Genomic DNA, 15,305 nt, shown 5'->3' with positions numbered 1-15,305 from the left:
GGCCGGCTCGATCGTCAGCGTCCATGCTGTGCGATGTACGGATCGCGGTCGTAGCGCAGACTGGACCGGCCGACCGAGTGCACGAGGTTGTTCCAGAACCGCTCTCCGGTCAGCGGCGCTCGCACGGAAGCCAGCATTTCCTGGATCTCGGGCCTGGCGAGGGAACGCCTCGCGGACGCGATCTCCTCCGCGGGTACCACCCCCTCCGTCGCCGCGGACAGCTCTTCCGGAGTGCCCCGGCCGGCGTCCGCGATAGTCCAGGCGACCGAGAGCAGCTTGTCGTGGCCCATCGGCCAGCCCGGGACCGAGATCGAGTGCGAGGCCAGCGGACTTGCCAGCCCGAGGTCGTCGACCACCTTGTTCTCGTAGGGCAGCAGCATGCCGGGGAAGCCGAGCGCGCCGGGAGACGAGACCACGGTCCGCTCCCGTGCCGGCACGACGAACCACCGGCCGCCGACCGACACGGCGACGACAGGCCCCTGCTTGCCTTCCATGGCCTTGGCCAACTCCGGCAGGTAGCCGGGGATCTGAGCGGCGTCCTCGGCCAGGATCGGGTGGGACCTGCCCGTGGTGTCGGCCCAGAAGACGCGGGAATCGGTGATGGCGTTGGCGCCGATCTTGTGCGTGATCGCCGAGGGCGCTCTCAACCAGCCTCCGCTCACCACGGCCCAGACGCCGAGCACCAGCAGGGGCACCGCGGTCCACTTGCTGAGTGGTACCGCGAGCACGGGGAGAAGAAGCAGCAAGAGCGACGGAAGCAGCATGCGGCCGTGCATGTAGTCACCGCCGACGCGGGTGACGTAGAAGAGCAGGCCGAGCGCCGCGACGACGGGCATCAGGACGACGATGGTCGTCGCGCGTGTCAGCTTCCGGAGCACCAACGCCGCGACGACCACCAGGGTGAGCAGCGGGATCACCAGCAGGTACGGGTCGAGCAGGTCGGCGATGTAGAAGAAGCCCCGGTCCCAGCGAGCCTTCGAGGCTTCCTTCGCCAGGGCGGTGTTCGGCGTGATCAGGCCGTAGTAGCCCATCCGGAAGATCTGGTAGCCGACCGGCAGGACGCCGGCGACGAGAATCCAGAGCAGGGCGCGTTTCCAGCCCGGCTTGACGATGAGAAGCAAAGCGACGCCGCCGAGCGCCGTCACCAGAGCGAATTCGGGGCGGACCAGCGGGCCGAGGCCGAGAATGAAGACCGTCGCCCAGGGGCGTGTGTCAGGACGGGTGGCATGGCGGACCAAGAGCCACCACACGCCGGCGAGCCAGCAGGTGACGAGGCCGGTTTCGAGACCGGATGTCGCGAAGTCCCAGAACGGGGAGAGGCCGAGAAGCACGAGGGCTCCGGCCGGGAGGATCAGTTTCGAGGGATGCAGGCGCCGCGCGCCGTCGAGGCCGAGCGCCATGCCGGCGACCGCGAAGAGCAGGCCGAGGATGACGGCCGCCCATTCGAGTCGTACGCCGAAGAGGCCGACAAGTGCGAGGATGTATGTCCACAGCGTGCTGGTGTTCGACTCGACGCGTTCACCGGCGTTGAACACCGGACCGTTGCCGTCCAGAAGGTTCTGCACCGTCCGCAGCACGATGAGTCCGTCGTCGCACACCCATCTTCGGTTCCACGCGATCACCGCGAAGAGGCCCACGACCAGCCCGATGGTGACGAAATTCCAGTCGAATCGAGATCTGGGTCTGTGTCTCGATCTAGGTCTCGCTTCGGGCGTTTCCGGAGCGAGTACGGTTGCGTCCACGATCTAACCCCTTAAAAGGTCCGAGCCTTGTACAAAGTGCTGTGCTGGTGCTCTGTGTTCACGACCGGAGCCGGACACAGGTTGCCTGTCCGCCGGATGTCCGGCGAACAGCTCCGGTTCCGTACGGCTCCCTGAGCGACAGCAGCCACCCGTGCCGCCGAGTTCCCTCGCCGGCACGGGTGGCCACTGTGATGTTCCCGTGTATCTCAGTAGCGGTAGAACTTCTCCCTGCGGCCCTGGCGCACGAGCTTGAGCCACTGCAGGAAAGCCTTCGGGTCCCGCTTCACGCCGACGAAGTACAGACCGAAACGCACCACTTCGAGCGCGCCGATCTTGCGCATGCCGGGCTGGGACAGCAGGTACCCGCGGTTGCGGTAGGTGTAGTAACGCTTGACCTCGTTCTCCGGGTCCTGCGCGTGGAACCGGCCGCCCAGCATCGGCTTGAACTCGTCCGAGCCGTCCGGGTGCAGGTACGCGGTCTTGAGCGAGGTGCCGAACGGCAGTCCGGAACGCACCAGGCGCCGGTGCAGTTCGACCTCGTCGCCGCGGAAGAACAGCCGCAGATCCGGCACGCCGACGACGTCCAAAGTGGACGCGCGGAACAACGCACCGTTCATCAGCGAGGCGATCCCGGGGAGGAAGTCGACGCCCAGCTCCGACGACGAACGCTTCCAGGTCAGCCCGCGCCGCAACGGGAACGCGAGCTTGTCCGGCGCGTCGATGTTGGTGACCACCGGGGAGATCTCGGCCAGATCCCGCTTCTCGGCCTCGTCCAGCAGGATCGCGAGGACGTTCTCGTCGGCGGGACGGCCGTCGTCGTCGGCCAGCCAGACCCAGTCCGCGCCCATCGAGAGCGCGTGCAGCATGCCGAGCGCGAACCCGCCCGCGCCGCCGAGGTTCCGGTGCGAGGGCAGGTACGTGACCGGAAGCGGGTAGTCCTCGACGATGTCCCGCGCCGACTTGTCCGGCCCGTTGTCGACCACGACGAGGTGGTCGACCGGGCGCGTCTGCGCGGCGATCACCTTGAGCGAGTCCGCGAGCAGTTCCCGCCGATGGCGCGTGACGACGACGCCGACGACGGCGCCTTCGGGCAACTGCCGGGTCTCGCTGGTCATCCTTGGCCACCGTTCGTCGTCGCCACCGGCTCGGTCTCGAGGCCGAACCGCTCCAGCGTTTCCTTGCTCATGTTCTCGAACGGGTCGCGCCCCTTGTAGCCGGTGAGCACGTCGCGCAGCGAACCGCGCTGCTTGACGTGGCCCTCGTCCATCCAGATGGCGGAGTCGCAGAGTTCGAAGAGGAACTCGTCCGAGTGGCTGGCGAACACCAGGATGCCCGAGCGCTTCACCAGGGCCTTCAACCGGTCCTTCGCCTTGTTGAGGAACGCCGCGTCGACCGCGCCGATGCCCTCGTCGAGGATCAGGATCTCCGGATCGATCGAGGTGACCACGCCCAGCGCCAGGCGCACCCGCATACCTGTCGAGTACGTCCGCAGTGGCATCTGCAGGTAGTCGCCGAGTTCGGTGAACTCCGCGATGTCGTCGACGCGGGCTTCCATCTGCTTCGCGGTCATCCCGAGGAACAGGCCGCGGATGATGATGTTCTCGAGCCCGGAGATCTCCGGGTCCATGCCGATGCCGAGGTCGAAGACCGGCGCGATCTTGCCGGAGATCTTCGCCGAACCGCGAGTGGGCTCGTAGATGCCGGACAGCAGCCGCAGCAGCGTCGACTTCCCGGCGCCGTTGTGGCCCACGAGGCCGACCCGGTCGCCTTCGCGGAGCTGGAGCGTCACGTCGTGGAGGGCCTCGATGATCGGCACCTTGGTCTCGGTGCCGATCTTGCCGCCGACCTTGCCCAGCACCTTCTTCTTCATGGAGCGGGTCTTCGCGTCGAAAATGGGGAAGTCGACGTAGGCGTTGTGCACATCAATGCTGACCATCTGTCACACCCAATAAGAGACGCGGGAACGGTAATTGCGCATCGCGACCAGCGCGAGGACCCAGCCGACGACGGTGATGCCGAGCACCACGTACCAGCTGTTGATGCTGACTTCCTGCCCGATCAGTGGTGCGCGCACGATCTGGATGAAGTGGAACAACGGGTTGCCGTGGACGAACGGCAGGGCCCACGAGGTCGCGGCCCGCGCGCCGCCCGCCAGCAGCTGGTCGATCGGCCACACGATCGGCGTCATGTAGAAGAGCAGCTGGATGAGCGAGTTGATCACCTGCGGGATGTCGCGGTAGCGGGTCGAGATGATGCCCAGCAGCAGGGTGACCCAGCCGGCGTTCAAGGCGAGCATGAAGAAACCGGGGATCGCGGTGAGCGAGTACCAGCCGATACCGGGGTGGCAGATACCGGAGAAGCCCTCGTTGCAGTTGCCGGTGTTCAGCGAGTACTGGTGGTTGAGCGAAGTGAAGAAGATCGAGACCACGATGACGTAGACGATCAGGTTGTGCATCAGCATCAGGGTCTGGCGCCACACCGTGCGCAGCACGTAGACAGAGAGTGGCGCAGGGAGCTGTTTGATCAGCCCCTCGTTGGAGATGAAGGTCTCCATGCCCTCGGACAGACAGCCGCTGATGAAGCCCCAGATGATGAAGCCCGTGCTGATGTAGGGCAGGAACGTCGACGTCGGCATGCCGAACAACTGTGAGTACAGGAGCCCGAGGCCCAGCGCGATGACACCCTGGCTGATCGTGATCCAGAACGGGCCGATCACCGAGCGGCGATAGCGCTGCTTGATGTCCTGCCAGCCGAGGTGTCCCCACAGCTCTTTGGCGGCGAAACCGGTCTTGATATCGGCGAACGCGCGCGAAAAGGTCTTGCTGTCCGAAATCGGCGGAACCGAGGTCGGCGCAGCACCGTCGGCGGCGTGAACCGTGCTGGTGGCATGCACGGGAACGAGGGTACCGATGGAGCCGTCGATGCCTGGGCCGCCCCGCCCCGACCACGGAAAGCTACCGTCGGATTCGAACCCGAACGCGGTGCGTGTGCTGGTACTTTCTGCCCTCATGACTGCTGCACTCGGCGACGCGAGCCTGATGGTCAATCTGCTCGCCGCATACGCCGACCGGCCGGAGCCCCGTTCGGTGGCCGTGGTCGGGAATCAGCCGCTTCCGCCGGATCCTCGGCGAGCGAAGGCCATCGACGCCTGTGACCTCGTGATCCGCGTCAACGGCTTCGTCGTGGACGAGCCGGGCGGCCCCGAAACGGTCGGCAGCCGGGTGCACGTCGTGGTGTTCAACCGCGCCGTCCGCGCCACCAAGCACGTCTTCCGTGACTACCGCAAGCGGCTCTACCTGCTGGTCGAGCCGGGCCGGATGCACTGGGAACCCGAAGACATCCCGGGCTGGTGGCCCGGTGACCTCGGCTACGTGCCGGTGCCGAACCGCGAGGTCGTCTTGCCGCTGTCCGACGCGCTCGGGCTGCCGAGCCGCGAGGAGGGCCTGTGGTCGACCACCGGGACGCTGGCCGCCTGGATAGCGCGCACGTCGTTCCCGCACGCCACGCTGGTCCTGTCCGGGTTCTCGTTCATCGACGACCCGGCTCAGACCCACTGGGAGCACGCCGCGGGCGACTCCTGCATCGTCGGACCCGAGCACCGCATCGCCGCCGAGGGCAGGCTGCTGGACTCGTGGACGAAGACCGGCGAAACCGAACTCCTGCGCTGAACTCCCAGCCAGCCCACCCCGAGAAGGAACACCCCATGGCAGTGCAGAAACTCCGCAGCGGCGTGATCGGCCGGATCGCCCGGCTCATCGACTTCCGGATCGACGAGCGGCTCCGCGACCTCAACGGGCGCGTCAACGACCTCGAACACGCCACCGCGGACCACCGCCGCCGGCTCGACGGCGCCGAGAGCGGCCTTGAGCACGCGCGGGGCGACCTGCGCTGGACCCGTGCCGAGCTGGATCGCCTGATCCCGAGCGTCGCGGCCCAGGAGGCCCAGCTGGAGGATCTGCGCGAGTCGCTGTCGCTGCCGGTGCACGCCGACAAGCCCGAGTTGGCCGAGGCGCGCAGCCTGATCCAGGAGATCCAGCGCCAGCACGCCCAGATCCGCGTGCGGCTCGCCGGTATCGCCCGGTACGAGGACCGGCTGCGCCGGATCGAAGACCGCCAGCGCGAAACCATCGAGCAGGCCCAGTAAGCCCGTGCTGGCTCGCGAGGCCACGGAGGCCGACGCCGGGTTGCTGCTGGACTGGCGGAACGACCCTCGAACCCGCCAGGCGTCCCGTTCGACCGGCTTGATCACGCTCGACGAGCATTCCGCCTGGCTGCGCGGGGTGCTGGCGTCGCCGGACAGGGTGCTGTACGTCGTCGAACTCGGCGGCGTGCCGGTCGGCACCGTCCGGTTCGATCGCGAGGACGACGGTGTCTGGGAGGTCAGCATCACTCTCGCGCCGGAAAGCCGGGGACGCGGCCTGTCGGGCGCGGTGCTGGCGGAAGGCGAGCGGGCCTTCACCGCCGGTAACCGGGTCCGGGTGGTGATGGCGGCCGTCCATCAGGACAACGCGGCATCGGCCGCGCTTTTCGACCGGGCCGGGTACACCGAGACCGCGCCTGCCGTCGACGGTTTCCGGAAGTTGCGTAAGACTGTGTCCTGACCAGATCGTCGTCAGGGAGGCGTTTCGTCCATGCCAGCACAGGAAGTCCGGATCGGCGCGCACCGCATCGGGGCCGGGCATCCGCCGTTCGTCATCGCCGAAATGTCCGGTAACCACAACGGTGAGCTCGGCCGGGCGCTGGAAATCGTCGACGCGATCGCTGAAACCGGCGCGCAGGCGGTCAAACTGCAGACCTATCGGCCGGACACGATCACCATCGACGTCGACACCCCCGCTTTCCGGGTCAGCGACTCACATTCGCTGTGGGGTGGAGAGAACCTCTACAAGCTCTACGAGCGCGCCCACACGCCGTGGGAATGGCACGAGCCGCTGTTCGAGCGCGCCCGCGCCCACGGTCTCGAGATCTTCTCCAGCCCGTTCGACCCCACCGCGGTCGACCTGCTGGAGTCGCTGGACGCGCCCGCGTACAAGATCGCGTCGTCGGAGATCGTCGACCTGCCGCTGATCGAACTGTGCGCGAAGACCGGCAAACCGCTGATCATCTCGACCGGGATGGCCAGCGTCGCCGAGATCGACGCGGCGGTCCGGACCGCGCGCGAGGCGGGCAACGACCAGCTGATCGTGCTCGGGTGCACCGCCAGCTACCCGGCGTCGCCCGCCGAGAGCAACCTGCGTGGTCTGCCCGTCCTGGCGGGTGTGACCGGGACGCTCGTCGGCCTGTCCGACCACACGCCCGGCATCGGTGCCCCGCTCGCGGCCGTCGCGCTCGGCGCCGTCGCCATCGAAAAGCACGTGACGCTGGCCAGGAGCGACGGCGGTGTCGACTCGGAGTTCTCCCTTGAACCCGCCGAACTGGCCGCGCTGGTCACCGAATCGCATCGCGCGTGGGAGGCGCTGGGCGCGGCGGTGATCGGGCCGCGCGAGAGCGAGAAGGAAGGCCTGCGGCTGCGGCGTTCCCTGTACGTCGTCGAAGACGTGCGCGCCGGGGACACGGTGACGCGGGAGAACGTCCGCTCGATCCGGCCCGCCGGTGGGCTGGCCCCCGCCGAGATCGTGAACGTGCTCGGCCGCACCTTCTCCTCCGATGTCCCGAAGGGCACCGCGCTCACCTGGGGCCTGATCTAGCGGAAGAAGCCGTGGACCTCGTCGATGACGCGGTCCACGTCGGCGTCGGTCAGCGCCGGGAACAGCGGCAGCGAGAGCTCCTGGCTGTAGTACAGCTCCGCGTTCGGGCACATCCCGCGCCGGTACCCGAGGTCCTCGAAAACCGGGTGCCAGTATGCGGGGATGTAGTTGACCTGTACGCCGATTCCTTTGGCGCGCAAGTGATCGAACAGTGCGCGGCGTCGTCCTTCGAGGACTCGCAGCGGGTACAGGTGCCACACCGGATCCGCGCCTTCACGCACGGCAGGCGTCAGCACTCCGTCCAATGAGGACAGTGCGGCGGTGTATCGCGCGTGGATCTCCGCGCGCCGCTTCTTGAACTCCGCGAGCCTGCGCAGCTGGCTGCTTCCCAAGGCGCACAACACATCCGGCAACCGATAATTCAGGCCGAACTCGTGCACCTCCTGATGCCAAGCGCCTTCGTCCGGATACCGCTGCGCCGCCTTGTCCCGCACCAGCCCGTGATTGCGGAAACCCCTCGCACGGGCCAGCAGCTCGTCCGAACCGGCGACCACCGCGCCGCCTTCGGCCGTGGTGAGGTTCTTGGTGGGGAAGAAGGAGAACGTCGTGAGATCGGCGAGCGAGCCGACCGGCCTGCCCTGCCAGTTTCCGCCCACCGAATGTGCGGCGTCCTCCAGCAGCAGTGCGCCGTTGTCGTGCGCGATCCGGCCGAGCTCGTCCAGCTCGGCAGGGTGGCCGGCGTAGTCCACGGCCGCGACGACCTTGGTGCGCGCGGTGACGGCCGCCGAAGCCGCCGCCGGATCGAGGTTCCCGGTGTCCGCCTCGACATCGGCGAACACGACCTTGCCGCCGAGCAGTGCGGCTGTCGCCGCGGTGGCGACGAAGGTCATCGGCGATGTGACGACCTCGTCACCGGGGCCGATCCCGGCCGCCGCGTACGCGACGTGCAACGCGGCCGTGCCCGAGGTGACGGCCACCGCCGGCGTGCCACCGGTGTGCTCGGCGAGGTCGGATTCGAAGCGCGTGACGGCGGGGCCGGTGGTCAGCCAGTCGCCGCGCAGCACCTCGGTGACGGCGGCGATGTCCTCGTCCGAAACGGACTGGCGGCCGTAGGGCAGGAAGTCAGCCATACTGCTCGACCAGGTCGCGCAGCTCGTCCGCGTCGAGCCACAGGTCGTTGGTGTCCGAGCGGTAGGCGAAGTTCTCCGGCACGGCCTCGCCGCCGGTCGGCGGTTCGTAACCCCAGCCCGCGATATGCGGCTGGACGACGTACCGGTCGCTCAGCCGCACGGTGCGGCGGGCGTCGTCGGGGGCGATCATCTCTTCGTGCAGCTTCTCGCCGGGACGGATGCCGACCTCGTGCATCGGCGAACCGGGCGCGATCGCCTGCGCGAGATCGACCAGCCGCATGCTCGGGATGCGCGGCACGTACAGCTCGCCGCCGTTCATCTGGTCGAAGGAATCGATCACGAACCGCACGGCCTGCGGGAGCGTGATCCAGAACCGGGTCATCTCCTTGTGCGTGATCGGCAGCGACTCGCCCTTGGCCGCGAGCGCGCGGAAGAACGGGATCACACTGCCGCGCGAGCCCATCACGTTGCCGTAGCGGACCACGGAGAACCTGGTCGGATGCGTCGCGGCGTAGTGGTTCGCGCTGATGAACATCCGGTCGGCGCACAGCTTCGTGGCGCCGTAGAGGTTGATCGGGCTGGACGCCTTGTCCGTCGACAGCGCGACGACCTTCTTCACCCCGGTGTCGATCGCGGCCTCGATGACGTGCTGCGAGCCGACGACGTTGGTCTGCACGAATTCGAACGGGTTGTACTCACCCGTGTCGACCTGCTTGAGCGCGGCGGCGTGCACCACGTAGTCGACGCCGTGCATGGCGCGCTCGAGTCGGCGGCGGTCCCGGATGTCACCGATGAACCAGCGCAGCCGCGGGTCGTTGTCGAACTGCTGGCGCGCTTCGTACTGCTTGAGCTCGTCGCGGGAGAGCACGACCAGCCGTCGCGGGTTCAGCTCGGCCAGGGCGTAGGTGATGAACGCCTTGCCGAACGAACCGGTCCCGCCGGTGAGCAGGATGCTGGAGCCATCCAGCTCGGACATCGTTGACCTCCGCGTTTCGGTGCTACTGCCGCAGGACATCATGTCACCCATGGATCCAGACCCCGGGGCCCACGTGGTCAACGCCGTCATCCAGGCACGCGCGTCGTCCACCCGGCTACCTGGCAAGGTGCTCCGCCCCCTGGCGGGCCGGAGCGTCCTCGGCTGGGTGGTCCGTGCCGCCGCCGCTTCGCCGGGGATCGACAACGTCGTGGTCGCGACCTCGACGGAGGCCGACGACGACGCGGTGGCAGAGGAGGCCGCCCGGCACGGCGCCCTGGTCGCCAGAGGTCCGCTCGACGACGTCCTCGCGCGGTTCGCGGTCGCTATCGAGTTCTACCCGGCCGACGCGGTGATACGGCTCACGGCGGACTGTCCGCTGCTGGATCCCCACCTCATCGGCCAGCTCGTGGCGCAGTGGCGCGCGCAGCCGTCGCTGGACTATCTGAGCACCGTGCTGGTGCGCACCCTGCCGCGCGGGTTCGACGCCGAGCTCGTGCGCACCGGGGTGCTCGCCGAACAGATCGAGACGGCCCGCGGCGCCGACCGCGAGCACGTCACCTCCGGTGTCTACGCGAACCCGGAGCGGTACTCGTGCGCCGGGATCGTCGTCAGCCCGCCCGCCGACGACCTGCGCGTGACGTTGGACACCCTCGAGGACTGGTCGGTCATCGAAGGAATCGTCGCCGAACTGGGCGACCGCGTCGGAGACTGGCGCGAGGTCGTCGCGGTGCTGCGGTCCCGGCCCGACCTGGTGAAGCTCAACGCGCACGTCGAACAGAAGAAGGTGGCCAGGTGACCCGGCTGCTGCTTCGAGCCGATGCCTCGCCGTCGATCGGCGCCGGCCACGTCGCGCGCATGGTCGCCTATGCCGAACGCGCCGTCGCGCGCGGCTGGGAGGTCGTGTTCGCGGGCCGGGTGGACAACGCCGAATGGCTGGCCGCCCGGTTCGGCGAGCTTTCGGTCCCGGTGGTGCCGTCCGCGCCCTTCGAGGGTTTCGACGCGGTGGTCGTCGATCACTACGGCCTCGGCGAACTACGTGACGAGGTCAACGCCGCGGGCGCGCTGCTGGTGTCCATCGAGGACGACGTTTTCGGCAGGCGTGCGGCGGATCTCGTCGTCGACTGCGCCTTCGAGCCGAGGCCGCGTCCTGAGGACGGCTCGGGGGAGTTGCTGCGCGGCGTGCGCTACGCGCCGCTGAGGGAAGCCGTCGTGCGGGCGCGGGAAAAGCGGTCCCAGGGCCCGGCTGGGGAACGGCCGCGGATCACCGTCGTGCTGGGAGGAGGCGCGGAATGGGCCGAAACGGTCAGCGCGCTCCTACGCGCCCTTCGCGACACTTGCGCGCCCTTCGAAGCCGACGTGCTCGTACGCGGTGAGCCGACCGTGCCCGAACCGCTGTCCGGCCAGGAGTTCCGCATCGCGTCGCCGGGGCCGGGCCTGCTCGACCTGCTGGTGGAAACGGACGTGGCGATCAGCGCGGCGGGGGTGACGTTCCTCGAACTGTGCTGCCTCGGTGTGCCCACCGCCGTCGTCCGGCTCGTGGAGAACCAGGACGCGGGATATCGCGCGGCACTCGATCTCGGGCTGGCGGCCGGGCTGGGGAGCGCGGACGCGCTCGACGACCGGGCGACCGAGACGCTCAAGGTCCTGTTGTCGGACCCACTGGCGCGTAACGGTCTCTCCGGGACTTCGATGGCTCTTGTGGACGGCCGGGGAGTGGACCGTGTGCTGGACCGACTGGAGAAGACGAGGATGGCGGAATGACGACCACGGCGGAGCGACGTGAGGCTGACGCCGTTCCGGAACCGAAGCCACGTCGAGGATTTCTCGTCGTCCTGCTCGGGTTCGGAGTACTGTTCCTCGCCGGATGCTGGGCGGCTTGGTTCTTCACCATCGACGACGCCTTCATCACCTTCCGGTACTCCGGGAACATGGCGGACGGTCACGGTCCGGTGTGGAACGTGGGCGAAGACCCGATCGAGGGCTTCACGAACTTCCTCTGGATGCTCTGGCACGTCCCGTTCGCCCTCGCGGGCCTGCCGTTGGAGACCGTCGCCAAGGTGACGTCCGTCGTACTGGGCGGCTTGATCCTGGTGATGCTCGTCCGCGCCGGGCATCGCGCGGCGGGCGTCCTCGGCGCGCTCGTGGCGGGCGGCGCGCTGCTGCTGTTCGTGCCGACCTACTTCCACGTCACGGCCGGCCTGGAGACCATCGCGTTCGCCGCCGTGGTGCTGCGCGCCGCCATCGTCGGTGTGGACCTCGTCCAAGGCCGCGCGGTGCGCGACTGGGAACCGCCGCTCCTGCTGCTGCTCGCCGGGATGATCCGGCCCGAAGGTGTCCTCGCGACCTTCCCGGCCTTCCTGATCTGGCTGTGGCTCGGGCACGGACGACGGCGGACCTGGGCGCTGGCGGCCGCGGTCCTCGTCCTCGGCGGTGGATACTTCGCCTGGCGGTGGACCTACTTCGGGCATCTGTTCCCGAACACCTTCTACGTCAAGTTCGGCAACCTCGACGCCGGATCGGTCTGGCTGGAGACCACCGCCTGGCTCGTCCTCCCGCTGCTGGCACTGACCGCGTTCCTGCTGGTCCGCAAGGCGAGCAGGGGAGCGGGCCTGGTGCTGTCCTCGGTCGTCCTGCTGACCGGCATGACCTACGCGGTTTCCGGGCCGACCATGGACTACATCCACCGCTTCGCCTTCCACGCCTTCCCCGTGCTGTGCCTCGGCGCGGGGCTGGCCATGGCGCACCTCGGCCGCCGGTGGATCGCCGCGGTGTCCGGCGCGGTCGCGGTCGGCTGGGTCGCCGTCACCGGTGCCCAGTCGACGGATCTGCCGGTGATCGCCAACTACGGTCCCGATCTGCAGCGCGCCCACGTCGCCATCGGCAAGGGCCTCGCGAACGCCCAGGTGCCGGAGGCGGCACGGAGCCTGGCGGTCTCCGACGCGGGGGCGATCCCGTACTACAGCGGCTGGAAGTCGATCGACTACATCGGACTGAACGACGAGGCCATCGCGCACGGCGCCCCGCCGACGGACGTCGTCAAGGCCGTCCGCCCGACGGTCATCGTCGTCACCGCTCGCGATCGCGGCGCCACCCCCGGCTGGGCGTACGGCCTCGTCGTCCCCGACGCGGCGCGCGACTACGAGCTGGTCGCGGACGTCCAGATGCGCGAGGGCTACTTCCAGGAGGTCTTCGCGCTGCCCGAGCACGCCGCGCGGATCCGTGCGGCGCTCGACGAGTCCGTCGGCGAGGCACAGCGCCGGAACGACCCCGGCCGGTACGAGGACACCATCGACCGCTGGCTCGACCGGCTGCGTGCCCAACTGCCGGGAGGATGAGGGCATGGGGGCGAGTGCGGATTTCCGGACCCGCCTTCTGGAGCTCGTCGCCGCGGGTCTGACCATCTTCGAGATCCGGCCCCTGTTCGCCGCGGAGGTCGAGCGGGGTGTCTCGCGGGAGCGAGGATGTCGCCGACCTGATCTCGGACTGGGTTCGGCGGGAATTTCGTTTGTAGTGACGGAGACACTGGAGCCTGGTATTCGGATTCCAGGGGGCGACGGATGGCTGTGAGCGGCGATTTCCGCGAACGACTGCTCGACATCGTCACGAACAAGCTTTATGGCCAGGCCCGGCCGCTGCTCATCGAGGAACTCGAGTGCGGCACCTCTCGGGAGGACCTGTTCGAAGAGCTCATGGACCTCATGTTGTTCCTCCGCGCGGAGGGCCGAGAGGCCGACGAGGACGAAGTCGCCGAAATCGCGGAGCTGATGACCAATTGGGCTCTGCCGGAGTACCGGGTTTGACCAGAGTCGAGGACCGTAGCTGTCCTCGATCCTCCCTACCGTCGGCCGCATGACCGATGAGATCACGCCGTTCACGATCGCCGTCCCCCAGCGCGACCTCGACGACCTCGCCGCCCGCCTGGCGAACACCCGCTGGCCGGACGAGATCGACGGCGTCGGCTGGGGGCTCGGGACGCCGCTCGGGTACCTCCAGGAGCTCGCCGAGTACTGGCGGCTCCGCTACGACTGGCGCGCCCACGAGGAGCGGCTCAACGGGTTCCCGGGTTACCTGACGAACATCGACGGCGCGAACGTCCACTTCCTGCACGCGCGGTCACCGGAGCCGGACGCGATCCCGCTGGTGCTGACGCATGGCTGGCCGGGGTCCATTGTGGAATTCCTCGACGTCGTCGGCCCGCTCTCCGACCCGCGCGCGTACGGCGGCGACCCGGGGGAAGCGTTCCACGTCGTCGTGCCGTCGCTGCCGGGGTTCGGCTTCTCCGGGCCGACGACCGAGGTCGACTGGGGCACCGGCCGGATCGCGGACGCCTGGGCGGTGCTGATGTCGCGGCTCGGGTACGAGCGGTTCGGGCTGCACGGCGGCGACTGGGGCGCGATCGTTTCGCGCGACGTGGGCGTCCGGTGCCCGGAGCGGGTGATCGGCGCGCATCTGACGATGTTGCCGCACGCGGTGCCGGAATCCGAGGCCGATCTCGCGGGGCTCACCGGTGACGAACTCGCGCGGGGAGAGGCGGCGCTGGCGCGTGGGCGGGAGTTCCAGACCGGGGAGCTGGGCTACGCGATGATCCAGGCGACCAAACCGCAAACGCTTGCCTACGGGCTCACCGACTCACCGGCCGGGCAGCTCGGCTGGCTGGTGGAGAAGTTCAAGTCCTATTCGGACTCGCGGGACGTCCCGGAAGACGCGATCGATCGCGACGATCTGCTCACCAATGTGATGCTCTACTGGCTCACCGGCACGGCGAACTCGTCTTCGCGGATTTACGCCGCGCTGGGTCCGGCTTGGGGCGAGGGGCCTGCGAAGTCCACAGTGCCCACCGGGGTGGCCGTGTTCCCGAAGGACACCGGCCTGCCGATCCGGCACCTCGCCGAGCGCACCGACGACATCGTGCACTGGTCCACTCCGGACCGCGGGGGTCACTTCCCCGGGCTGGAGGTGCCGGACCTGCTCATCGACGACCTGCGGACGTTCTTCCGGCCGCTGCGCTGACTCCCGGCTGCCATGAAAGGTCCTTTCCTTGCAAATTTCGCAAGGAAAGGACCTTTCATGGCGCGTGTCAGAGGTACTGGCCCGGCCCGTGCGACTCGCCGCCTGCCCCGTGCCCGCCGAGGGCGCCGCCCGCGGACGGCCCGGCCGGGAGCCCGCGCCGCATCTGCTCCAGCTGCACCCGCGCGGCCATCTGCTGCGCGAACAGCGCGGTCTGGATGCCGCTGAACAGCCCTTCCAGCCAGCCGACCAGCTGCGCCTGCGCGATCCGCAGTTCGGCATCGGACGGCGTCGAGTCCTCGGTGAACGGCCGCACCAGCCGCTCCAGCTCGTCCTGCAGCTCCGGCGCCAGCGCCTGCTCCAGTTCGCGGATGGAGGTCTGGTGGATCTCGCGCACGCGCGTGCGGCTGGCGTCGTCCAGCGGCGCGGCGCGGACCTCCTCCAGCAGCTGTTTGATCATCGTGCCGATGCGCATCACCTTGGCGGGCTCTTCGACGAGGTCGCCGAGCGACTCCTCCTGTGACGTCTCGTCGTCGGAGCCGGGGGAGGCGATGCGTGCGGTGCCGACCGGGGTGCCGTCGGGACCGACGACCACCACATGGTGTGGGGAGTCTCCGCCGCCGTCACCGGGGGTGGTCGATTCGCGGGAAACTGGGTCGGTCATGTGCTCCATCCTGGCCTACGTCGGGCACGAAGCGCAGTGTGGTTTTCGGCGCCGTCTCCGAGCGTAGCGGGAATCGTCGCACCCCGTGGTCAGGCAGCC

Annotated in this window: 16 protein-coding genes; 9 read left to right on the top strand and 7 right to left on the bottom strand. The window is 68.7% G+C overall.

The annotated features are described in order from the left end of the window. Positions 1-14 precede the first annotated feature (14 nt). The 4 genes from AC069I_RS04910 to wzm all read right to left on the bottom strand — a co-directional run bounded on the left by AC069I_RS04910 (position 15) and on the right by wzm (position 4,635). Positions 15-1,637, bottom strand: a complete 1,623-nt coding sequence (locus AC069I_RS04910; protein WP_478223723.1) for an arabinofuranosyltransferase AftB family protein — start codon at positions 1,635-1,637, stop codon at positions 15-17. Between the two features lie 311 nt (positions 1,638-1,948). After that, on the bottom strand, positions 1,949-2,857 hold the full coding sequence (gene glfT1, locus AC069I_RS04905; RefSeq protein ID WP_478264866.1) for a galactofuranosyltransferase GlfT1: 909 nt from the start codon (positions 2,855-2,857) through the stop codon (positions 1,949-1,951). Beyond that, a complete protein-coding gene (wzt, locus tag AC069I_RS04900) occupies positions 2,854-3,678 on the bottom strand; it encodes a galactan export ABC transporter ATP-binding subunit Wzt/RfbE (RefSeq protein ID WP_340685871.1) in 825 nt (274 codons plus the stop codon). The genes glfT1 and wzt overlap by 4 nt, the downstream gene beginning before the upstream one ends. 3 nt (positions 3,679-3,681) lie before the next feature. After that, complete coding sequence (gene wzm, locus AC069I_RS04895) at positions 3,682-4,635, bottom strand: galactan export ABC transporter permease subunit Wzm/RfbD (protein ID WP_478223721.1); 954 nt, start codon at positions 4,633-4,635, stop codon at positions 3,682-3,684. A 145-nt stretch (positions 4,636-4,780) separates the two neighbouring features. Here wzm and AC069I_RS04890 point away from each other — a divergent pair, with 145 nt between their 5' ends. Genes AC069I_RS04890 through pseI form a run of 4 tightly spaced genes read left to right on the top strand, consistent with a single transcriptional unit; the run spans position 4,781 to position 7,429 of the window. Further along, positions 4,781-5,410: a hypothetical protein gene (locus AC069I_RS04890; protein WP_038507558.1), complete on the top strand. Its 630-nt coding sequence runs from the start codon at positions 4,781-4,783 to the stop codon at positions 5,408-5,410. A 35-nt stretch (positions 5,411-5,445) separates the two neighbouring features. Next, the gene (locus AC069I_RS04885) at positions 5,446-5,886 is read left to right on the top strand and encodes a hypothetical protein (RefSeq protein ID WP_478223720.1); all 441 of its coding nucleotides are present in this window, start codon (positions 5,446-5,448) and stop codon (positions 5,884-5,886) included. Positions 5,887-5,890: 4 nt separating this feature from the next. Then, positions 5,891-6,343 (top strand): N-acetyltransferase family protein, encoded by a 453-nt coding sequence (locus AC069I_RS04880; protein ID WP_478223719.1) that lies wholly within the window; start codon positions 5,891-5,893, stop codon positions 6,341-6,343. 30 nt (positions 6,344-6,373) lie between these two features. Beyond that, positions 6,374-7,429 (top strand): pseudaminic acid synthase, encoded by a 1,056-nt coding sequence (gene pseI / locus AC069I_RS04875; RefSeq protein ID WP_478223718.1) that lies wholly within the window; start codon positions 6,374-6,376, stop codon positions 7,427-7,429. Here the strand turns inward: pseI and AC069I_RS04870 are convergent. Both AC069I_RS04870 and pseB read right to left on the bottom strand, forming a co-directional pair. After that, positions 7,426-8,559, bottom strand: coding sequence for a DegT/DnrJ/EryC1/StrS family aminotransferase (locus AC069I_RS04870; protein WP_478264865.1), 1,134 nt, complete (start codon positions 8,557-8,559; stop codon positions 7,426-7,428). The two genes, pseI and AC069I_RS04870, sit on opposite strands and share 4 nt — an antisense overlap. Further along, positions 8,552-9,535, bottom strand: a complete 984-nt coding sequence (pseB, locus tag AC069I_RS04865; protein WP_478223716.1) for a UDP-N-acetylglucosamine 4,6-dehydratase (inverting) — start codon at positions 9,533-9,535, stop codon at positions 8,552-8,554. The genes AC069I_RS04870 and pseB overlap by 8 nt, the downstream gene beginning before the upstream one ends. A gap of 49 nt (positions 9,536-9,584) precedes the next feature. On the opposite strand from pseB, the gene AC069I_RS04860 reads away from it, so the two are divergent. The 5 genes from AC069I_RS04860 to AC069I_RS04840 all read left to right on the top strand — a co-directional run bounded on the left by AC069I_RS04860 (position 9,585) and on the right by AC069I_RS04840 (position 14,545). Continuing rightward, positions 9,585-10,331: a cytidylyltransferase domain-containing protein gene (locus tag AC069I_RS04860; RefSeq protein ID WP_478223715.1), complete on the top strand. Its 747-nt coding sequence runs from the start codon at positions 9,585-9,587 to the stop codon at positions 10,329-10,331. After that, the gene (locus AC069I_RS04855; protein WP_478264864.1) at positions 10,328-11,296 is read left to right on the top strand and encodes a spore coat protein; all 969 of its coding nucleotides are present in this window, start codon (positions 10,328-10,330) and stop codon (positions 11,294-11,296) included. Before AC069I_RS04860 ends, AC069I_RS04855 begins: the two co-directional genes overlap by 4 nt. After that, on the top strand, positions 11,293-12,870 hold the full coding sequence (locus AC069I_RS04850; protein WP_478223713.1) for a hypothetical protein: 1,578 nt from the start codon (positions 11,293-11,295) through the stop codon (positions 12,868-12,870). The genes AC069I_RS04855 and AC069I_RS04850 overlap by 4 nt, the downstream gene beginning before the upstream one ends. A gap of 222 nt (positions 12,871-13,092) precedes the next feature. Continuing rightward, complete coding sequence (locus tag AC069I_RS04845) at positions 13,093-13,335, top strand: hypothetical protein (protein WP_478223712.1); 243 nt, start codon at positions 13,093-13,095, stop codon at positions 13,333-13,335. 49 nt (positions 13,336-13,384) lie between these two features. Further along, positions 13,385-14,545, top strand: a complete 1,161-nt coding sequence (locus tag AC069I_RS04840) for an epoxide hydrolase family protein (RefSeq protein WP_478223711.1) — start codon at positions 13,385-13,387, stop codon at positions 14,543-14,545. A gap of 67 nt (positions 14,546-14,612) precedes the next feature. Here the strand turns inward: AC069I_RS04840 and AC069I_RS04835 are convergent, their stop codons facing one another. Then, positions 14,613-15,215, bottom strand: a complete 603-nt coding sequence (locus AC069I_RS04835) for a bacterial proteasome activator family protein (protein ID WP_478223710.1) — start codon at positions 15,213-15,215, stop codon at positions 14,613-14,615. Positions 15,216-15,305 lie beyond the last annotated feature (90 nt).

The organism is Amycolatopsis sp. NPDC043885 (assembly GCF_056435685.1).
Note: the sequence above shows the minus strand (reverse complement) of the source record. Positions and strands in the feature narration are given on the sequence as shown.

Bases quoted from the DNA above. Each gene is read 5' to 3' on its own strand.
- glfT1 (WP_478264866.1), bottom strand. From the start codon at position 2,857: ATGACCAGCGAGACCCGGCAGTTGCCCGAAGGCGCCGTCGTCGGCGTC.
- wzt (WP_340685871.1), bottom strand. From the start codon at position 3,678: ATGGTCAGCATTGATGTGCACAACGCCTACGTCGACTTCCCCATTTTC.
- AC069I_RS04890 (WP_038507558.1), top strand. From the start codon at position 4,781: ATGGTCAATCTGCTCGCCGCATACGCCGACCGGCCGGAGCCCCGTTCG.
- AC069I_RS04885 (WP_478223720.1), top strand. From the start codon at position 5,446: ATGGCAGTGCAGAAACTCCGCAGCGGCGTGATCGGCCGGATCGCCCGG.
- pseI (WP_478223718.1), top strand. From the start codon at position 6,374: ATGCCAGCACAGGAAGTCCGGATCGGCGCGCACCGCATCGGGGCCGGG.
- AC069I_RS04870 (WP_478264865.1), bottom strand. From the start codon at position 8,559: ATGGCTGACTTCCTGCCCTACGGCCGCCAGTCCGTTTCGGACGAGGAC.
- pseB (WP_478223716.1), bottom strand. From the start codon at position 9,535: ATGTCCGAGCTGGATGGCTCCAGCATCCTGCTCACCGGCGGGACCGGT.
- AC069I_RS04860 (WP_478223715.1), top strand. From the start codon at position 9,585: ATGGATCCAGACCCCGGGGCCCACGTGGTCAACGCCGTCATCCAGGCA.
- AC069I_RS04850 (WP_478223713.1), top strand. From the start codon at position 11,293: ATGACGACCACGGCGGAGCGACGTGAGGCTGACGCCGTTCCGGAACCG.
- AC069I_RS04845 (WP_478223712.1), top strand. From the start codon at position 13,093: ATGGCTGTGAGCGGCGATTTCCGCGAACGACTGCTCGACATCGTCACG.
- AC069I_RS04840 (WP_478223711.1), top strand. From the start codon at position 13,385: ATGACCGATGAGATCACGCCGTTCACGATCGCCGTCCCCCAGCGCGAC.
- AC069I_RS04835 (WP_478223710.1), bottom strand. From the start codon at position 15,215: ATGGAGCACATGACCGACCCAGTTTCCCGCGAATCGACCACCCCCGGT.